The 15,902-nt window shown below is 70.8% G+C and carries 15 protein-coding genes and 1 pseudogene; 5 read left to right on the forward strand and 11 right to left on the reverse strand.

Annotated features, from left to right (window positions below; genetic code table 11):
* From Q0C38_RS18165 to tpiA, 8 genes and pseudogenes are all read right to left on the reverse strand, one after another.
* A partial coding sequence (locus Q0C38_RS18165) for a PEP-CTERM sorting domain-containing protein (RefSeq protein WP_291298540.1) occupies positions 1–593 on the reverse strand: 593 nt, incomplete at its 3' end.
* A 93-nt stretch (positions 594–686) separates the two neighbouring features.
* Entirely contained in the window at positions 687–920 is a 234-nt protein-coding gene (locus Q0C38_RS18170; protein ID WP_291298541.1) for a hypothetical protein, read from the reverse strand.
* 163 nt (positions 921–1,083) lie between these two features.
* Positions 1,084–1,182: pseudogene (locus Q0C38_RS23335) on the reverse strand (PEP-CTERM sorting domain-containing protein); the annotation flags it as partial.
* A 1,011-nt stretch (positions 1,183–2,193) separates the two neighbouring features.
* Positions 2,194–3,009 carry a 3-deoxy-8-phosphooctulonate synthase gene (gene kdsA, locus Q0C38_RS18185; protein ID WP_291298543.1) on the reverse strand — a complete coding sequence of 272 codons (816 nt, stop codon included), beginning with the start codon at positions 3,007–3,009 and terminating at the stop codon, positions 2,194–2,196.
* Positions 3,006–3,470: an SAM-dependent methyltransferase gene (locus Q0C38_RS18190; protein ID WP_291298544.1), complete on the reverse strand. Its 465-nt coding sequence runs from the start codon at positions 3,468–3,470 to the stop codon at positions 3,006–3,008. Before Q0C38_RS18190 ends, kdsA begins: the two co-directional genes overlap by 4 nt.
* Entirely contained in the window at positions 3,470–5,113 is a 1,644-nt protein-coding gene (locus tag Q0C38_RS18195) for a CTP synthase (RefSeq protein WP_291298545.1), read from the reverse strand. The genes Q0C38_RS18190 and Q0C38_RS18195 overlap by 1 nt, the downstream gene beginning before the upstream one ends.
* Before the next feature lie 73 nt (positions 5,114–5,186).
* Positions 5,187–5,519: a preprotein translocase subunit SecG gene (gene secG, locus Q0C38_RS18200; protein ID WP_291298546.1), complete on the reverse strand. Its 333-nt coding sequence runs from the start codon at positions 5,517–5,519 to the stop codon at positions 5,187–5,189.
* A gap of 88 nt (positions 5,520–5,607) precedes the next feature.
* Positions 5,608–6,360: a triose-phosphate isomerase gene (tpiA, locus tag Q0C38_RS18205; RefSeq protein WP_291298547.1), complete on the reverse strand. Its 753-nt coding sequence runs from the start codon at positions 6,358–6,360 to the stop codon at positions 5,608–5,610.
* Between the two features lie 144 nt (positions 6,361–6,504).
* Here tpiA and Q0C38_RS18210 point away from each other — a divergent pair, with 144 nt between their 5' ends.
* The gene (locus Q0C38_RS18210) at positions 6,505–8,397 is read left to right on the forward strand and encodes a peptidylprolyl isomerase (RefSeq protein ID WP_291298548.1); all 1,893 of its coding nucleotides are present in this window, start codon (positions 6,505–6,507) and stop codon (positions 8,395–8,397) included.
* Positions 8,394–9,902 (forward strand): anthranilate synthase component I, encoded by a 1,509-nt coding sequence (gene trpE, locus Q0C38_RS18215; protein WP_291298549.1) that lies wholly within the window; start codon positions 8,394–8,396, stop codon positions 9,900–9,902. Before Q0C38_RS18210 ends, trpE begins: the two co-directional genes overlap by 4 nt.
* Before the next feature lie 2 nt (positions 9,903–9,904).
* On the opposite strand, the gene Q0C38_RS18220 is transcribed toward trpE, so the two are convergent.
* The 3 genes from Q0C38_RS18220 to Q0C38_RS18230 are packed head-to-tail and all read right to left on the reverse strand — an operon-like array spanning position 9,905 to position 13,313.
* Positions 9,905–11,551 (reverse strand): hypothetical protein, encoded by a 1,647-nt coding sequence (locus Q0C38_RS18220; protein WP_291298550.1) that lies wholly within the window; start codon positions 11,549–11,551, stop codon positions 9,905–9,907.
* On the reverse strand, positions 11,548–12,471 hold the full coding sequence (locus Q0C38_RS18225; RefSeq protein WP_291298551.1) for a hypothetical protein: 924 nt from the start codon (positions 12,469–12,471) through the stop codon (positions 11,548–11,550). The genes Q0C38_RS18220 and Q0C38_RS18225 overlap by 4 nt, the downstream gene beginning before the upstream one ends.
* Positions 12,468–13,313 carry a hypothetical protein gene (locus Q0C38_RS18230; RefSeq protein ID WP_291298552.1) on the reverse strand — a complete coding sequence of 282 codons (846 nt, stop codon included), beginning with the start codon at positions 13,311–13,313 and terminating at the stop codon, positions 12,468–12,470. Before Q0C38_RS18230 ends, Q0C38_RS18225 begins: the two co-directional genes overlap by 4 nt.
* A gap of 227 nt (positions 13,314–13,540) precedes the next feature.
* Between Q0C38_RS18230 and Q0C38_RS18235 the strand changes: the two genes are divergently transcribed.
* From Q0C38_RS18235 to Q0C38_RS18245, 3 genes are read left to right on the forward strand one after another with little or no spacing between them, the layout of a single operon-like run.
* Positions 13,541–14,287 (forward strand): SDR family oxidoreductase, encoded by a 747-nt coding sequence (locus tag Q0C38_RS18235; RefSeq protein ID WP_291298553.1) that lies wholly within the window; start codon positions 13,541–13,543, stop codon positions 14,285–14,287.
* A gap of 4 nt (positions 14,288–14,291) precedes the next feature.
* Complete coding sequence (locus tag Q0C38_RS18240; protein ID WP_291298554.1) at positions 14,292–14,963, forward strand: DUF1194 domain-containing protein; 672 nt, start codon at positions 14,292–14,294, stop codon at positions 14,961–14,963.
* The gene (locus Q0C38_RS18245) at positions 14,960–15,895 is read left to right on the forward strand and encodes a glyoxylate/hydroxypyruvate reductase A (RefSeq protein WP_291298555.1); all 936 of its coding nucleotides are present in this window, start codon (positions 14,960–14,962) and stop codon (positions 15,893–15,895) included. Before Q0C38_RS18240 ends, Q0C38_RS18245 begins: the two co-directional genes overlap by 4 nt.
* Positions 15,896–15,902 lie beyond the last annotated feature (7 nt).

Below are 15,902 nucleotides of genomic sequence, written 5' to 3' on the forward strand. Positions count from 1 at the left end.
GTCGCGCGCCGGCGCCTGCGCACGGCGGCAAGCCCGAACAGGCCGGCGCCGAGCAGCGCGAGCGAGGCGGGCTCGGGCACGGGGGTGCCGGGCGGCGGCGGCGCGGCAAAGGTGAAGCTGACGCCGAAGGGCAGCCTTTCGTTCTCGTCCACGGGTTGCGTGAAGTTGAAGGATAAGCCGGACATGTCGATCCGGATCTGCGTGGCAGTGATCGCGACATCAGACAGGTCGAACCCAGCCTTCGACGCACCGGCCAGCGCAACGCCAGTGATCCCGTGCGGCGCCGTTGCCTCGAACACGAAACCGTTGAACGACGGGGGGTCGAACGTGACGCTGAATTCAGCGGTCGACACCGGGACGGGGGTCATGAGGAGCGAATCGGCCGACATGTCCACGTCGAACCGAATCACACCCGGGAGTGCGTCGAGGCCCGTTTCCGTCCCTGCGCCGACGGTGAACGTGCCAGGGTTGAATGGCACCTCGCCGGAGGGAAACACACGCTTTGCGGAGAAACCCTGGCCGATGAGGCTGGCCTCGGCTTTTCCGGGAGTGAAGCAGGCCACGACAGCCGCCGTTATGGCGACCGCTAGCAATCGAGATCCCATGGTATTCCCCCAGATCAAAGAGCCCCAGCGAGGAATCGATCTCCGTCGTGAAGGAGGCGGTCAATCGGTCAATGGGCGCGATCACCTGGTTGGCGAGCAGCCCCCCTGCGTCACGAGTGCCGCGGGGCGCAGCAGCATCAGCACCGCCGCCATCCCGAGAAGCTCCGGCCACACGGCGGCGAACAACGTTTCGGTGGTGTGGCGGGCGAGCAGGGTGACGACGCGGCCCATGAACAGCGGGATCAGCGTGTCGAGCAGCGCGACCGTGAAGGCCGCCGCGAACAGCGCCGCGAAGGGTCCGCGCGCCTGGCGCACGAAATGCCAGTAGAACGCGATCAGCCCAGCCCCGGAGGGCGGTGGCGCCTCCGGCGGGACGGTCAGGGGGATCGCGCGTCCTGCCCGTTCGCGCCACTGCCGGTTGCGCGGGGCGGAGACCCGCCTGATCGGCGATCAGGCGGGGGTGATCAGGCGTATCTGATCAGGCGAGCGTCGTGCGCCGGCGCCTGCGCACGGCGGCAAGCCCGAACAGGCCGGCGCCGAGCAGCGCGAGCGAGGCGGGCTCGGGCACGGGGGTGCCGGGCGGCGGCGGCGCGGCAAAGGTAAAGCTGACGCCGAAGGGCAGCCTTTCGTTCTCGTTGATCGGGGGATCGAAGTTGAGGAACAAGTCCGTCATCGTGATCCGGATCTGCGTGGCAGTGATCTCGATATCGGACAGATCGAACCCAGCCCTGGACGCACCGGCCAGCGCAAAGCCCGTGATGCCGTGCGGCGACGTTGCCTCGAACACGAACAGACTTTGAAAGAACGTCCGAGTCATGGGGCTGGTCCGCAGCGGGACGGCGGTCATGAGCAGCGCGTCCGCGGACACGTCCACATCAATCCGTATGAAACCGGGCCAGGCCTCCATGGAGGTTTCCGTCCCTGCGCCGACGGTGAACGTGGGAGTGTCGAATTCCCGTTCAAAACTGGGAAACACATACTTTGCCGAGAATTGCTGACCGATGAGGCTGGCCTCGGCTTTTCCGGGAGCGAGGCACGCCACGACAGCCGCCGTCATGGCGACCGCCAGGAATCGAGATGTCACTGTATTTCCCCCGGATTGAAGCGCCCCAAGCGAGAATTTGATATCCGTCATGAAGGAGGCGGTCAATCGGTCAATGGGCGCGGGCGACCGGCGCGTTGCGCGGCGCGCTTCGCCCTCGATCCGCCTCGATCGGTCGGGCTACCCTGCCGCCCATGCCGCGCTCCGACGCCTTCGCCCGCATCAAGGCCGACATCCTCGCGATCATCCGCGCGGTGCCTGAGTGCGCTGTGGTGACCTTCGCGGCGATCGGTTCGCATCTCGACATCGCCCCGCGCCACGCGGCCTACATCCTCGCCACGCACGCGGGCGGCGAGGACGAGGCGTTCCCCTGGCACCGCGCGGTCGCGGCCGATGGCGCGCTGCTCTCAGGCCCGCGCGGGTCGCGGCAGGCCGTGCTGCTGGCCGCCGAAGGACACGCGATCACGCGCGGAAAGCTCGACGGGCTGGATGCGGTGGTGGCCATCGCCGCGCTCGAACACGGCGTTGCGAAGCAGGTGCGCGAGCCTACGCCTTCGCCAGACGATCCAGCGCCACCAGGCGGTCGAGCAGGGCAGGCATCGCGTCCAGCCGCTGCATCACCGGCCCGTCGGAGGGTGCGCGGTCAGGGTCCTCGTGGCACTCGATGAACACGGCGGCGATGCCCACCGCCACCGCCGCGCGGGCGAGCACGGGCGCCATCTCGCGCTGACCGCCTGACGCCCCGCCAAGGCCACCGGGTGCCTGCACGGCGTGCGTGGCATCCATCACCACCGGGTAGCCCGTTCCCGCCATGATGGGGAGTGAGCGCATGTCGGCGACCAGCGTGTTGTAGCCGAAGCTCGCACCACGCTCGGTCAGCAGGATGCGGGTGTTGCCCGTGCTCGCCACCTTGGCCGCCACGTTGGCCATATCCCATGGCGCCAGGAACTGGCCCTTCTTGATGTTCACCGCAGCCCCGGTCTCGCCGGCCGCGATCAGCAGGTCGGTCTGCCGGCAGAGGAAGGCAGGGATCTGCAGAACGTCCACCGCCTCGGCGGCCGGCTTGCACTGGTCGATGTCGTGCACGTCGGTCAACACCGGCAGGCCGAGGCTTTCGCGGATGCCGGCCAGGATCGCCAGCCCCTTCTCCATGCCGATGCCGCGCGCGCCGGAAAGGCTCGTGCGGTTGGCCTTGTCGAACGACGCCTTGAAGATCAGCCCGATGCCCGCCTTGCCCGCCATCTCCTTCAGCGCGGATGCCATCATCACCGCATGGTCGCGGCTCTCGATCTGGCAGGGGCCGGTGATCAGGACGAGCGGGCGGTCATTGCCGATGGCGAGATCGCCGACGGCAACGCTCACGACCAGTAATCCTGCATGATCGCATCCGCCCAGGCCGGCTGGCGGCGCATGCCGCGGGGCGAGAACCCGTCCATCCACGGCTTGATGTCGAGAACGGGCGTGCCGTCGATCGCGTCCAGCCCGGCGACGTGCAGCACCGTCCCTTCGACGCGCAGCACGCGGCAGACGGTCGAGGCGAGGCGGTTCGGCCTGTCCTTGCCCCGCTGCGCGAAGATGCCGACGCGCGGCCAGTCGGGGTTGCCGCGCGGGTGGCGCGCGCCCGTTTCCACCTTCGCCGCGTCCACGAGATGGCAAAGAAAGATCACCTCGACATGCGAGAAGCTGTCGACACCCGCCAGCGCATCCGGCCCGAACCGCGCGGCGTCGAGGGCGATGGAGACGAGCTCCGCATCCCAGCCATCGTCCGTCGCCTCCTTGCGGGTCGAGCGGACGTACCCGATCGGGGTGAGAACGACCTCCATCACACCAGCCTGCTCTGCTCGAGGGCGGCGCGCACGAAGCTGGCGAACAGCGGGTGCGGCTCGAGCGGGCGGGATTTCAGCTCCGGGTGGAACTGCACCCCGACGAACCACGGATGGTCGGGCAACTCCACGATCTCGGGCAGGGTCGCATCGGGGCTCATGCCGGAGAACAGCAGGCCGCGCTCTTCAAGCATGGGTTTGTAGCGGATGTTCACCTCGTAGCGGTGGCGATGACGCTCGCTGATCCGTGCCGATTCGTAGATCCGGCGGACCAGCGAGCCAGGCTGCAGCACGCACGGGAAGGCGCCGAGCCGCATCGTGCCGCCCAGGTCGCCGTTCTCGTCGCGACGCTCGATCGCGTTGCCCTTCGTCCACTCGGTGAGCAGGCCGACGACGGGGTGGCTGCACGCCCCGAACTCGGTCGAGGACGCCCCCGCGAGGCCAGCGAGGTTCCGCGCCGCCTCGATCACCGCCATCTGCATGCCGAAGCAGATGCCGAAGAAGGGCAGCTTGCGCTCGCGCGCGAACCGCACCGCCTCGATCTTGCCCTCGGTGCCACGCTCGCCGAACCCGCCCGGCACGAGGATACCGTGCACGCCCTCGAGGCGGTGGATCGCGCCGGGGCTCTCGAAGATCTGGCTGTCCACCCAGTCGAGCTTCACGCGCACCTGGTTGGCGATGCCGCCATGGGCCAGCGCCTCGGCGAGCGACTTGTAGCTGTCGAGCAGGTTCGTGTACTTGCCCACCACCGCGATCGTCACCTCGCCCTCAGGGGCGCGGATGATGTCGACGATCTTCTCCCACGGCTCGATCTCGGGCTCTGTCTCGTAGGGCAGGCCGAAATGGCGCAGCACCTCGCGGTCGAGCCCCTCGCGGTGGTAGCTGCCGGGAACGGCATAGATCGTGTCGACGTCGAGCGCGGGGATCACCGCCTCCTGCCGCACGTTGCAGAACAGCGCGATCTTCCGCCGCTCCCCGTCCGGGATCGGGCGGTCGCAGCGGCAGAGGAGGATCTGCGGCTGGATGCCGACGTTCAGCAGCTCCTTCACCGAGTGCTGCGTCGGCTTGGTCTTGAGCTCGCCGGCCGAGGGAATCCACGGCACGAGCGTCAGATGCACGAACAGCACATGCTCCGACCCAAGCTCGTTGCCGAGCTGGCGGATCGCCTCGAGGAAGGGCAGGCTCTCGATGTCACCGACCGTGCCGCCGATCTCGGCAAGCACGAAATCGGCCGCCTCGCCGCCCTCTTCCGCGGTCGGCGCCGTGATCGCGGCCTTGATCGCGTCGGTCACGTGCGGAATCACCTGAACGGTGGCGCCGAGGTAGTCGCCCCGCCGCTCCTTGGCGATCACGTTGGCGTAGATGCGCCCCGTCGTCGCGTTGTCGGCCTTGGTCGCGCCAACGCCGGTGAACCGCTCGTAATGGCCGAGGTCGAGGTCAGTCTCCGCCCCGTCATCGGTGACGTAGACCTCGCCATGCTGGTAGGGGCTCATCGTCCCCGGGTCGACGTTGAGGTAGGGGTCGAGCTTGCGCAACCGGACGCGGAAGCCGCGGGCCTGGAGGAGCGCGCCGAGGGCCGCGGAGGCAATTCCCTTGCCGAGGGAGGAGACCACGCCGCCCGTGATGAACACGTATCGCGTCATGGGCGGACACCATACGCGTGCATGGTCATGCGGCTCAACCGCCTCTCACGGCACAACACGGCTACGCCTTGATCTAGTTGGTCGGAACGGCCGGCGCGGCGGGTGCCGCGGGGGTGGCCGGAACGGCAGGGGCCGTCGCGGCAGGCGGCGAATCGAGCAGCGAGCGCGGCTGCCGGGTGCCCTGGTTCAGCAGGGCGAGGGCCAGCGACAGGGCGAAGAAGATCGTCCCGAGGATGGCGGTCGCGCGCGTCAGCAGGTTGGCGGTGCCGCGGCCGGACATGAAGCTGCCCATGCCGCCGCTGGACGAGCCAATGCCCAACCCCCCGCCCTCGCTGCGCTGGAGCAGCACGACGATGATCAGTGCGATCGTCACGAGCAGGTGGATCACCAGGAGAACGGTGGTCATGGGCCTCGGCCATCAGTGTCGTGGAAAGGGGGGGTCATACAGGCATCGCGGGCCGGGCGCCACCCCCGAGCGGAGGAGAAGGGGTTCGTCACGCGGCCGGGACCGGGGCGGCGGCGGCGATGGCGAGGAAATCCGACGCCACCAGGCTCGCCCCGCCCACCAGCGCGCCGCCGACCTCGGGAATGGCCAGGATCGACGCGGCAATGGCCGGCTTCACGCTGCCGCCGTAGAGGATGGGCACCGCCCCCATCTGCCGGTTGCCGAGCAGCCACCGGATGTAATGGTGCATCTCGGCGATCTCCTCCACCGAGGCTGTCTTTCCCGTGCCGATGGCCCAGACCGGCTCGTAGGCGACGATCCCCCCCGCCTCCTCGAATTCGTGCGGGATGGAGTTGAACACCTGGTCCTGCACGATCTCGCGGGCCCTGCCCTTCTCGCGCTGGGCCAGCGTCTCGCCGATGCAGAGGATGGGCCTGAGCCCCCAGTTCATCGCCATCCGCGCCTTGGCCTCCACGATCGCGTTGGTCTCGCCATGGTCGGTGCGGCGCTCGGAATGGCCGACGATGACGTGGGTCGCACCGGCGTCCTTCAGCATCTCGGCCGAGATGTCGCCGGTATGCGCGCCCTCGACCTTGGCATGGCAGTCCTGGCCGCCCACCATCACCGGCCCGCCCTCCATGGCCTTGGCGATGCGGGTGAGAACCGTCGCCGGCGGGCAGATGATGATCTCGGCGCGATCCCTGAGCGACCAGGCGCCGTCGCGCACGTCGCAGGCCAGCTGCTCGGCGGCGGCGCCCACCCCGTTCATCTTCCAGTTGCCGGCGATCACTGCCTTGCCCATGCGGCCCTCCCTGGCGTGCGTGACGGTTCCTAGCGCTCCTCGTGCGGCTTGGGAACCGGCGTGAGAACCGCGCGCGTTGCCCCTCGCCCGCCCCTCCCCTATGGTCCGCCGCCTCGGCAAGGGTTTCGACAAGGACATCCCTCGATGCTTGGCGCACTGCGCGGATGGCTGAACTCCTGGGTCGCCAAGGGGCTGTTCGTCCTGCTGATCCTGTCCTTCGCCGTCTGGGGCGTTGGCGACTTCGTCGGCGGCGGCGGCGCGCCCTCGTCGGTCGCGACCGTCGGCGGCCGCAGCATCTCGGTCGAGGAGGCGACGGAAGCCTACCGGCGCGACCTCACCCAACTGCAGCGCAGCTTCGGCGGCAATTTCGAGCCCGTCGCCCCGCTCCGCCGGCGTATCGCCGAGGATGCGGTGAACCGGCTGATCACGCTGACCGCCATCGCCGAGGAAGCCGCTGCGCGCGGCGTCGCCGTCACCGATGAGGCGCTCAGGCAGTTCATCTTCACCGCCGAGCCGTTCCGCGGCCTCGACGGCAGCTTCAATCGCGTTGCGTTCGACAGCTTCCTGCGCAATGCCGGCCTCTCCGAGGCGCGCTTCCTGCTCCTCCTGCGCGGCGACATCGCGCGCCAGCAGGTATTGATGGCCGTGCGCGCCGGCGCCGCGGGGCCGTCGGCAATGGCCGTTCCCATCCTCGCCTTCCAGGGCGAGCAGCGCGACGCGCGGGTGGTGGAGATGCGCTTCATCGCCGCCGCCGCCCCGCCGGAGCCCTCCGAGGAGCAGCTTCGTCGCTTCCACGCCAACGAGGCAGCCCGCTTCACCGCCCCGGAATACCGCCGCTTCCAGCTGCTGACGCTGACGGTCGAGCAGGTCGCGCGCGAGATCACCCCGACCGAGGACCAGCTCCGTGCCGCCTATGACGCACGCCGGGCGGAATACGTGCTGCCCGAGCGGCGCACGATCGAGCAGGCGCTGGTCAATGACGAGATCCTCGCGCGCAGCCTTGCCCAGGCCTGGCGCGGCGGGCTCGACTTCGCCGCCATCGAGGCGCAGGCCGGCAGCGCGGGCGGGTCAGCCGCTGCGCTGGGCACCGTCTCGCGCGAGGACCTGCCGGATGCGGCGATCGCCGCCGCCGCCTTCGACGCCGCCGAAGGGGCCGTGACCGATCCAGTGCGAAGCGATTTCGGCTGGCACGTGCTGCGCGTCACCGCGATCGCGGCGGGCCAGACGCGCGCGTTCGCCAGCGTGCGCGAGGAACTCGCCGGGGAGGTCGCGCGCGAGCTCGCGGCCGAGCGCATCTACACCGTCGCCAACCGCGTCGAGGACAGCATCGCCGAGGGCATCCCGCTCGCCGAGGTGGCGCGCCGCCACGCGCTTGGCTTCACCGAGATCGCCGCGATGGACGGTGACGGCCGTGGCCCCGATGGCGCGCCGCTCGACCTCGGCGCGATGGCGCGGCCGATCGTCGATTCGGTATTCGGCACCCAGGTCGGCACGACGAGTCGGCTGGTCGAGGCGGAGGGGTCGAATTTCTTCGCCACCCGCGTGGAGGACATCACCCAGCCGGCACTGCGCCCGTTCGAGAGCATCGCGGCCGAGGTGAAGACGGCCTGGGAGAACGCCGAGCGTCGCCGCGCGATGGAAGGCCAGGCAGCGCAGCTTCTCGCCGCCGTGCAGGGCGGCACGCCGTTCGAGGCGGCAGCCACCGCGCAGGGCTGGACGCCGCGGCGCATCGGGCCGTTCCTGCGCAATTCACGCGGCGCGGGCACGCCGCCGCCCCAGCTTCTGCAGGCCATCTTCGGCATGGCCGAGGGAGAGGCCACGATGATCGAGGCAAACCAGTCCTTCATCGTCGTCGCGGTCGGCAGCATCACCAAGCCCGACGTGACGGCAGCCGACAGGCTCGCCCCCGTGCGCGCTGCCATCGCCGCCGGCATGGCGGATGACCTCGAGGCGCAGTTCGCCCAGGCGATCCAGGCGGCATCCCGGCCGACCATCAATGCCCGCGCGCTCGACCTCATGATCGGCACCGATCCGTGACCGAGCGTCACGACCCGGCCGCCGTCCGCGTGGCCTATGCCGAGGGGCGGCCGCAGCTTCTCTGGACCACGACGGTCAGCGACCTCGAGACGCCCGTCTCGGCCTTCATCAAGCTCGCGGGCGGCCGCCCCAACGCGGTGCTGCTGGAGAGCGTCGAGGGCGGGGCCAAGCGCGGCCGCTACTCCATCATCGCGCTCGACCCTGACCTGATCTGGCGCTGCCGCGGCGATGTGGCCGAGATCAACCGCTTCGCGCTGACCGACCCGAATGGCTGGCGGCCAGAGCCTGTCGGCGCCCTCGAAAGCCTGCGCGCGCTCAGCCACTCCGCCCGCGTCGAGGTGCCGCCGCACCTGCCGCCGATGGCAGCCGGCATCGTCGGCTACCTCGCCTACGATTTCGTCCGCCGCATCGAGCGCATCCCCGAGACGAACCCCGATCCCTTGGGCGTTCCCGACGGCATCATGATGCGGCCGACCATCGTCGCGGTATTCGATACGGTGGCCGATACCCTCACCTTCGCCACCACCATCCGCCCCGAGCCGGGCATCGATGCCGAGACCGCCATCGCCGCCGCCGAAGCCCGCCTCACGGCGGCGTCGGCCGCCCTCGCCCGCCCCCTGCCACCGCCGCCCTCGGTGCCTGGGCCGAGCCCCGACCTCGGTACGGTCGAGAGCAACATGTCGGAGGAGGGCTACATCGCGGCGGTCGAGCGGGCGAAGGAGTACATCCGGGCGGGAGACGTGTTCCAGGTCGTGCCGTCGCAGCGGTTCCGCGTTCCCTTCGCGCTGCCCCCCTTCGCGCTCTACCGCTCGCTGCGGCGGCTGAACCCCTCGCCGTTCCTGTTCTTCCTCGATTTCGGCGGCTTCGCCATCGTCGGCTCATCCCCCGAGATCATGGTGCGGCTGCGCGACGGCATCGTCACGATCCGCCCGCTCGCCGGCACCCGCAGGCGGGGTGCCACGCGCGAGGAGGACGAGCAGCTCGAGCAGGACCTGCTGGCCGATCCGAAGGAGAGGGCCGAGCACCTGATGCTGCTCGACCTCGGGCGGAACGATGTCGGCCGCGTTGCCGCGATCGGCAGCGTGAAGGTGACGGAGCAGTTCGTCGTCGAGCGCTACAGCCACGTCATGCACATCTCCTCGACGGTCGAGGGCAAGCTGCGCGACGGGCTCGATGCGATCGATGCGCTCACCGCAGGCTTCCCCGCCGGCACGCTCTCGGGTGCGCCCAAGGTGCGCGCAATGGAGATCATCGAGGAACTGGAGCCCGAGCGTCGCGGCATCTATGCCGGCTGCATCGGCTATTTCGATGCGAAGGGGAACATGGACACCTGCATCGGGCTTCGCACCGCCGTGGTGAAGGACGGCACGCTCTACGTCCAGGCCGGAGCGGGCGTGGTGGCCGACAGCGATCCCAAGGCCGAATACGAGGAGACGCGGCAGAAGGCCCGCGCGCTCATCCGCGCGGCGGAAGAAGCCGTGCGATTCCAGCGCGGCGGCCGCTGACGCTACCGCCTGGACGCGATCTGGGGTGCCATCGCGCCGACCGCTGCCTGGAGCCGCCTGATCGTCTCGTCGAGGCTTTCGCGAAACACGGGTGCTGGCGCGTCGTCATCGCCGCCGAGTTCCGCGAGCAGCCGCTCCGCCACGCTGTCGAGCGGCTCGTCGCCGCTCACGGGCAGCTCCGGCGGTGGTGCCGTGAGTGCGGCGACCGTGTTCTCGAGCGTGGCCGTCACGGCGGACAGCGCCGCGATCGTCGCCTCCGTCCGTTCCGACATCGCATCGGCTGCCGCCCGCCCAGCCTCGGCCGCCTCGGCCGAAGCGGCGAGGCCCTGGGAGAGGCGCTCGGTCGCGGCATCCAGCCGCTCGGCCACCGGCATGACAGCCGCAAGGTGGCCGGCCAGCGGCGCCTCGATCCGCGCGAGCGCTGCGGCGGCCGCACGCTCGCCCTCCTCCTGCGCCATGCCGAGGGCAGCGATCAGCGGGTCGAGCTCGGCCCCGATCCTGCCGGCCACCGCGCCGGCGTCGTCCTTCAATGCCGTGGCTGCCGCATCGATCCGGCGCGCGGCTTCCGCCGCCGCCTCGCCGGCCCGCCACGAAGCCTCGATCGCCATCACCTCGGCGATGTCGCAGACGCGCGTGACCGCGGCATCGGCCGCCTCGCGCGCCGTTCCCTCGACCTGCCCGGCAAGCCCCTCGAGCCGCGCGATCGACGGCGAAAGGATGGCGGCGAAGTCGGGCGGTGCCATGCCCTCGCCTGCGGCAGCGATATCACGCGTCGTCGCACAGAGCCGGTCGAGCCCGAGCTCGAAGCTGCCAACAAGGCGGCTGAATTCACTGGCCGCGGCATCGAGCCGCGCCTGGCTTGTCGCCGCGACCGGCAGGCGCCCGATCGCCTCGAGCAGCAGCGGCATGGTCTGGTCGAGACGCCGCGCCTGGTCGGCGCCGCGGGCGAGCACCTCCTCGAAGGCGAGCATCGCCGGCGACGGGCCTTCCGGCTCGCGGGCCGCCCGCGCCTCCTCTGCGGCGGCGGCGAGCGCGCTGGCGGCCTCGGTGCTGCGCGACGCGGCTGCCTCGAGCACCCGCGCCTGCTCTGCGGCGAGGGCTGGCAGGACGGAGAGCGCCCCGGTGGCATCATCGGTCCGCCGCACGGCTTCGGTCAGCTGGCGCGTCGCCTCGGCAGCGACGGCGGAGAGGCGGCCGCCGGAGGCAGCGGCGTCGCTCAACGTCCCGGCAGCATCGGCCATCGCCGCGCGGGTCGCGGCAAGCTCGGCGCCGGTTTCGCGCAGGGTAAGCTCCAGATTGGCGGCAAGCCTGCGCGCCTCCAGCCCCGTATCGGGCGGCGGCGGCGCCGGGGCGATCGCGGCAGCGACGGCACGGGACAGCTCGCCCCAGAGATCCTCGCGCTCGGCGCCCCAGGGCTGGCGCGCCGAACCCGCGAGAGAGGCCTTCAGCGCCTCGCCCGGTGCGAGCGCAAGCGGGCCCGCGGCAAGCGCCATGACGGTGGCGAGAAGGGCCAGCGCAACGGCGCCGAGTGCGACCAGCCGGTCGATGGAGGCCCCCTCGCCCAGCACCACCGCGGCCGCGGCGGCGCCGAGTGAGACGAGGCCCAGCACGCCGGCGATGACCCAGGCAGGACCGAGGGCACGGATCATGCGCGCACCAGCAGCCGGGCAGCGACCGCACCCGCATCGCGCGGCGCGGGCAGCGCGAGCCGCGTGCCGCAGCAGGCGATCAGGTCCTCACGGGCGAAACGGGATCGGCCGGCGGCAAGCCCGTGCAGCAGCGCGACGGCGCGCCCCGCCTCGGCCAGCGGGCGACGCGCGGCCGGTCGGCCTTCGCCTGAGGGGTCGAGCGCAAAGGCCAGCGTGCGCCAGCGCCGCGCGAGTTCGCCCCGGTCAGCATCCGCCTTCAGCGCGAGCATCGCCCAGGCGCGGCTGACTGCGGCATGCTCGGCCGCCTCGATCCGGAACGCGGCGAAGGCCAACGGCGGCAGCGGCCCCTCGATCGTGAGCGGCGTGCCAGCAGTGCCAACGGAACCAGAAATGCCAACGGAACCAGAAGCGGCAACGGAAACGGCGACGAGAGGCCCGCTTCCCGCAGGGAGCAGCACCGAGAGAACGAGCCTGCCATCGCGCGCCTGGACGCGGAAGCCGAGGCCGTCGGTGGACAGTGCGGCGCGCAGCGTGGCGATCCTGGCCGGCCCCCCTGCCGCCCCTGGTGGCGTCGCGATGTCCCATTGCTGGAACTGCCCCTCGCGCGAAAGCGCCGCGGCGAGCACCGGTGCAGAGGCATCGATCAGCCCGGCCCATTCGCCGGCATCGCAGCCAGCGGTACGCGGATCGGCCGGCAGGAATGGCGAGCGCGCGGCAGCGCGCGCGAGCATGGCGCGGAGGGCGCCGCGGTCACGCCGCCAGGAGAGCCCATGCACGGCGAAGGCAGCAATGTCGCCTGCTCTGCGCACGGTGATGATGTCGCCCCCTGCCGCCAGTGCAGCGGAGATCCGCGCGGCCTGCGCCACGGGCCCGGCGCCGAGCACCGTGAGCACCGCGCCGCGCCGCTTCGCCGCGCTCACGCCGCGATCCCCTGCATGCGCTGCCCCACCGCTGCGCCGTGCGTGCCGCAGAAATGGCCGATGAGCTTGATCAGCATCTGCCGGTGCCGCGGGTCGGGCAGCCCGTCCGGCCCCGTGCGCAGCCGCGCACCAAGCCTGTCGAGCACCAGGGCGATGAAGGCGCCGTCCTCGGCCGAGACCGCACAGCCGAGCAGTGCGACCATCCGGGCGAGCATGATCGAGCAGCGCAGGCTCGGCCGGTCCGTGTATTCGCGGGACCGGCGGAAGTCGCGCACCATGTCGACGATGCGCGCGACCTCCGTCCCGCTGAGGCCGCTTCCGGCGGCAGCGATGGCGATCTCCGTCTCGCGGTCGAACCCGTCGCAGTCGATCGTCATCACGCGGTCCGCCAGCGCATCGTGAAGCGGGGTGGCGGGTGATGTGACGATGATGGCGCGGAAGCCTTGATGCACCGTGAGCGCACCATCGCCGAGCGTAAGCGTTCCCTCGCCCAGCACGCCGGCGAGGCTGGGCGGCGGCGCCGGGCCGTCGATCACGAGCGTGCTTCCCTCGGCGCAGGCGAGCATCAGCGCCCGCATCCCGTCGCCCTCGGCCAGCACGACGGGCCGGCCGAGCCGTTGGGCGAGCAGGCGGGAGAGCGTCGTCTTGCCCGTGCCGGAGGGGCCACGGAGATGGACGGCGCGGAACGCATCGAGGTAGCCGGCGGCGCGGGCGAGAACCGCCTCGATCGCATCCGTCACGATGGTCGCAGCGTCGGCGGTGGCGACGGCGGGTTGCCGTTCCGGGGTCCGCTCCGGGGCGCTGTCATCGGCCTTCTGGCGCATGCGCTTGCCTTCCGTCATGCCTTACCCCCCTGGCCCTTCTGGCCACGGGGACCATCCTGATCCGGGAGCGATCGGGCAGGACGCCATGCGCGCCTGTAGCAGCCGAGGCGTTAAGCGGCGGTGAACGCAATCGCATTTGCCCAACGCGCCCGCGCGGCGTTGCCAGCCGCCGCGGAGCAGGGTCAGATGGTGGCGCCGCCAACATTGCGGCAGGAAAAACCAACACACTGCAAGGGGACCGGGGCATGAGCATGCGCGTGGCAATCGTGACGGGCGCGGGAACGGGCGTTGGCAGGGCGGCGGCGCTCGCGCTCGCGGCCGATGGCTGGGCCGTCGTGCTCGCCGGCCGCCGCAAGGACGGGCTTGATGCCACCATCGCGATGGCACCCGATGCGAAGCTGCTCGCCGTGCCGTCGGACGTCAGCAAGCCCGCGGAGGTGAAGGCGCTGTTCGCCGCCGCCGTCGCCGCCTACGGGCGCGTCGACCTCGTATTCAACAATGCCGGCATGAACGCGCCCGGCGTGCCGCTCGAGGACCTGCCGTTCGAGCAGTGGCAGGCGGTGGTGGATGTGAACCTCACCGGCGTGTTCCTCTGCACGCAGGAGGCCTTCCGCGTAATGAAGGCGCAGACGCCGATGGGCGGGCGCATCATCAACAACGGCTCGATCAGCGCGCACGCGCCGCGCCCCGACAGCGCGCCCTACACCGCCACCAAGCATGGCGTGATGGGCCTGACCAAGACCGCCTCCCTTGACGGCCGGAAGTACGACATTGCCGTCTGCCAGATCGACATCGGCAATGCGGCCACGGAGATGACGACGCGCATGGCGTCGGGCGTGAAGCAGGCCGATGGCCGCATCGCGGAGGAGCCGCGGATGGATGTCGCGCATGTCGGCCGCGCCGTCGCGCACATGGCCTCGCTGCCGCTCGAGGCGAACATCCCGTTCCTGACCGTGATGGCGACGAAGATGCCCTTTGTTGGCCGAGGATGAGCGGATGACGCCACGACGCAGCGCCCTGCTTGCAGCCCCCGCGCTGCTGATCGCCACGCACGCCCGCGCGGCGGAGCCGGTCGACGTCGCCCTCGTGCTCGCGGCGGATGCGTCGGGCAGCATCGATGCCGATGAGTATCGGCTGCAGAAGGAGGGCATCGCCGAGGCGGTGGCCGATGCGCGCGTGCTCGCTGGCATCCGCGCCGGCCCGCTCGGGCGCGTGGCGCTCGCCTACGTGGAATGGGGCGCGCCGGGTGGGGCGGCAACGATGGTGCGCTGGATGATCGTTTCGGGCGCGGAGAGTGCGGCAGCCTTCGGCCGTTCGGTCATGGCCGCACCCCGGTCAGTGCAGTCCTGGAACGCGATCGGCGATGCGATCGACCATTGCGCCGCGCTGATCCTCGATGCCCCGCTCGAGCCGACGCGGAAGGTGATCGACATCTCGGGCGATGCCGGCGACATGCGGAGCAACCGGCCAGCCCCGGAGGCGCGTGACGCTGCGGTCGCCAGGGGAATCCAGATCAACGCACTCGCCATCGTCGAGGGCCGCGAGACCCTTGTCCTCTCCTACGAGACGACCGTGATCGGCGGCCCCGGCGCATTCGTCGAGACGGCGCCGACGCGTGCCGAATTCACCGCAGCCCTCAGACGAAAGCTGATCCGGGAAATCGCATGATCATGCTGGTCAAGACCGGCGGCGAGGCATCGCTGCCGGAATGGCGTTCGCTGTTCGCCGCTCTGCTGCCCGAACTCGACGTGCGCTGGTGGGACGACCCGACGGTAGCGGCGGAGGATGTCGCCTACACCTTCCTGTGGGCGCCGGAGCCCGGGCGGCTGGCCACCTATCCGAACCTCAGGCTGATCATTTCGTCGGGTGCGGGCGTCGATCATCTCACCGCCGATCCGCATCTCCCGGCGCATGTCCCGATCGCCAAGATGGGCGCGGCGGAGGCCGTCGCGCGGATGCGCGAGTTCGCGCTCGCGACGGTGTTTTTCCACCACCGTCGCTTCCACAGCTTCGTCGCCAACCAGCGCCTGAAGCGGTGGGAGGATGACGAGACGACAGAGGCCGCGAACCGCACCGTCGGCGTCATGGGCCTCGGCACGCTGGGGCTTCCCTCCGCGCTCGCGCTGCGCGATGCCAGCTTCCGCGTGAAGGCGTGGAGCAGGAGCGCGCGCGCGATCCCGGGCATCGAGAGCCACGCGGGTGCTGCGGGTTTCGATGCGTTCCTCGCGGGCACCGAGATCGTGCTCTGCCTTCTCGCCGCCACGCCGGAGACGGCCGGGATCGTGAATGCAGCGACGCTGGCGAAACTCCCCCGGGGCGCGTGCGTCATCAACGCCGCGCGCGGGTCGCATGTCGTGATCCCCGACCTGGTCGCCGCGCTCGACGGGGGGCACATCGCTGGCGCCACGCTCGACGTGTTCGAGACCGAGCCGCTGCCGGCGGACAGCCCCGTGTGGACGCATCCGCGCATCCTCGTGACGCCCCACGTCGCCTCGTTCCCGAACCGCGCGGCGCGGGCCAGGTTCGTGGCGGAGGCGATCACGGCCTTCGAGGCGGATCGAACGGTGCTGAACCGGTTCGACGCGTCGCGGGGCTACTGAGCCGCCG

This window comes from Elioraea sp., assembly GCF_022842375.1.
Classification (GTDB): Bacteria; Pseudomonadota; Alphaproteobacteria; order Acetobacterales; family Acetobacteraceae; genus Elioraea_A.

What these genes read in the sequence shown, in the direction of transcription:
- secG (WP_291298546.1), bottom strand. Translation starts at nt 5,519, where the DNA reads ATGACCACCGTTCTCCTGGTGATCCACCTGCTCGTGACGATCGCACTG.
- Q0C38_RS18190 (WP_291298544.1), bottom strand. Translation starts at nt 3,470, where the DNA reads ATGGAGGTCGTTCTCACCCCGATCGGGTACGTCCGCTCGACCCGCAAG.
- Q0C38_RS18220 (WP_291298550.1), bottom strand. Translation starts at nt 11,551, where the DNA reads ATGATCCGTGCCCTCGGTCCTGCCTGGGTCATCGCCGGCGTGCTGGGC.
- Q0C38_RS18245 (WP_291298555.1), top strand. Translation starts at nt 14,960, where the DNA reads ATGATCATGCTGGTCAAGACCGGCGGCGAGGCATCGCTGCCGGAATGG.
- Q0C38_RS18195 (WP_291298545.1), bottom strand. Translation starts at nt 5,113, where the DNA reads ATGACGCGATACGTGTTCATCACGGGCGGCGTGGTCTCCTCCCTCGGC.
- Q0C38_RS18210 (WP_291298548.1), top strand. Translation starts at nt 6,505, where the DNA reads ATGCTTGGCGCACTGCGCGGATGGCTGAACTCCTGGGTCGCCAAGGGG.
- Q0C38_RS18235 (WP_291298553.1), top strand. Translation starts at nt 13,541, where the DNA reads ATGAGCATGCGCGTGGCAATCGTGACGGGCGCGGGAACGGGCGTTGGC.
- Q0C38_RS18240 (WP_291298554.1), top strand. Translation starts at nt 14,292, where the DNA reads ATGACGCCACGACGCAGCGCCCTGCTTGCAGCCCCCGCGCTGCTGATC.
- Q0C38_RS18230 (WP_291298552.1), bottom strand. Translation starts at nt 13,313, where the DNA reads ATGACGGAAGGCAAGCGCATGCGCCAGAAGGCCGATGACAGCGCCCCG.
- tpiA (WP_291298547.1), bottom strand. Translation starts at nt 6,360, where the DNA reads ATGGGCAAGGCAGTGATCGCCGGCAACTGGAAGATGAACGGGGTGGGC.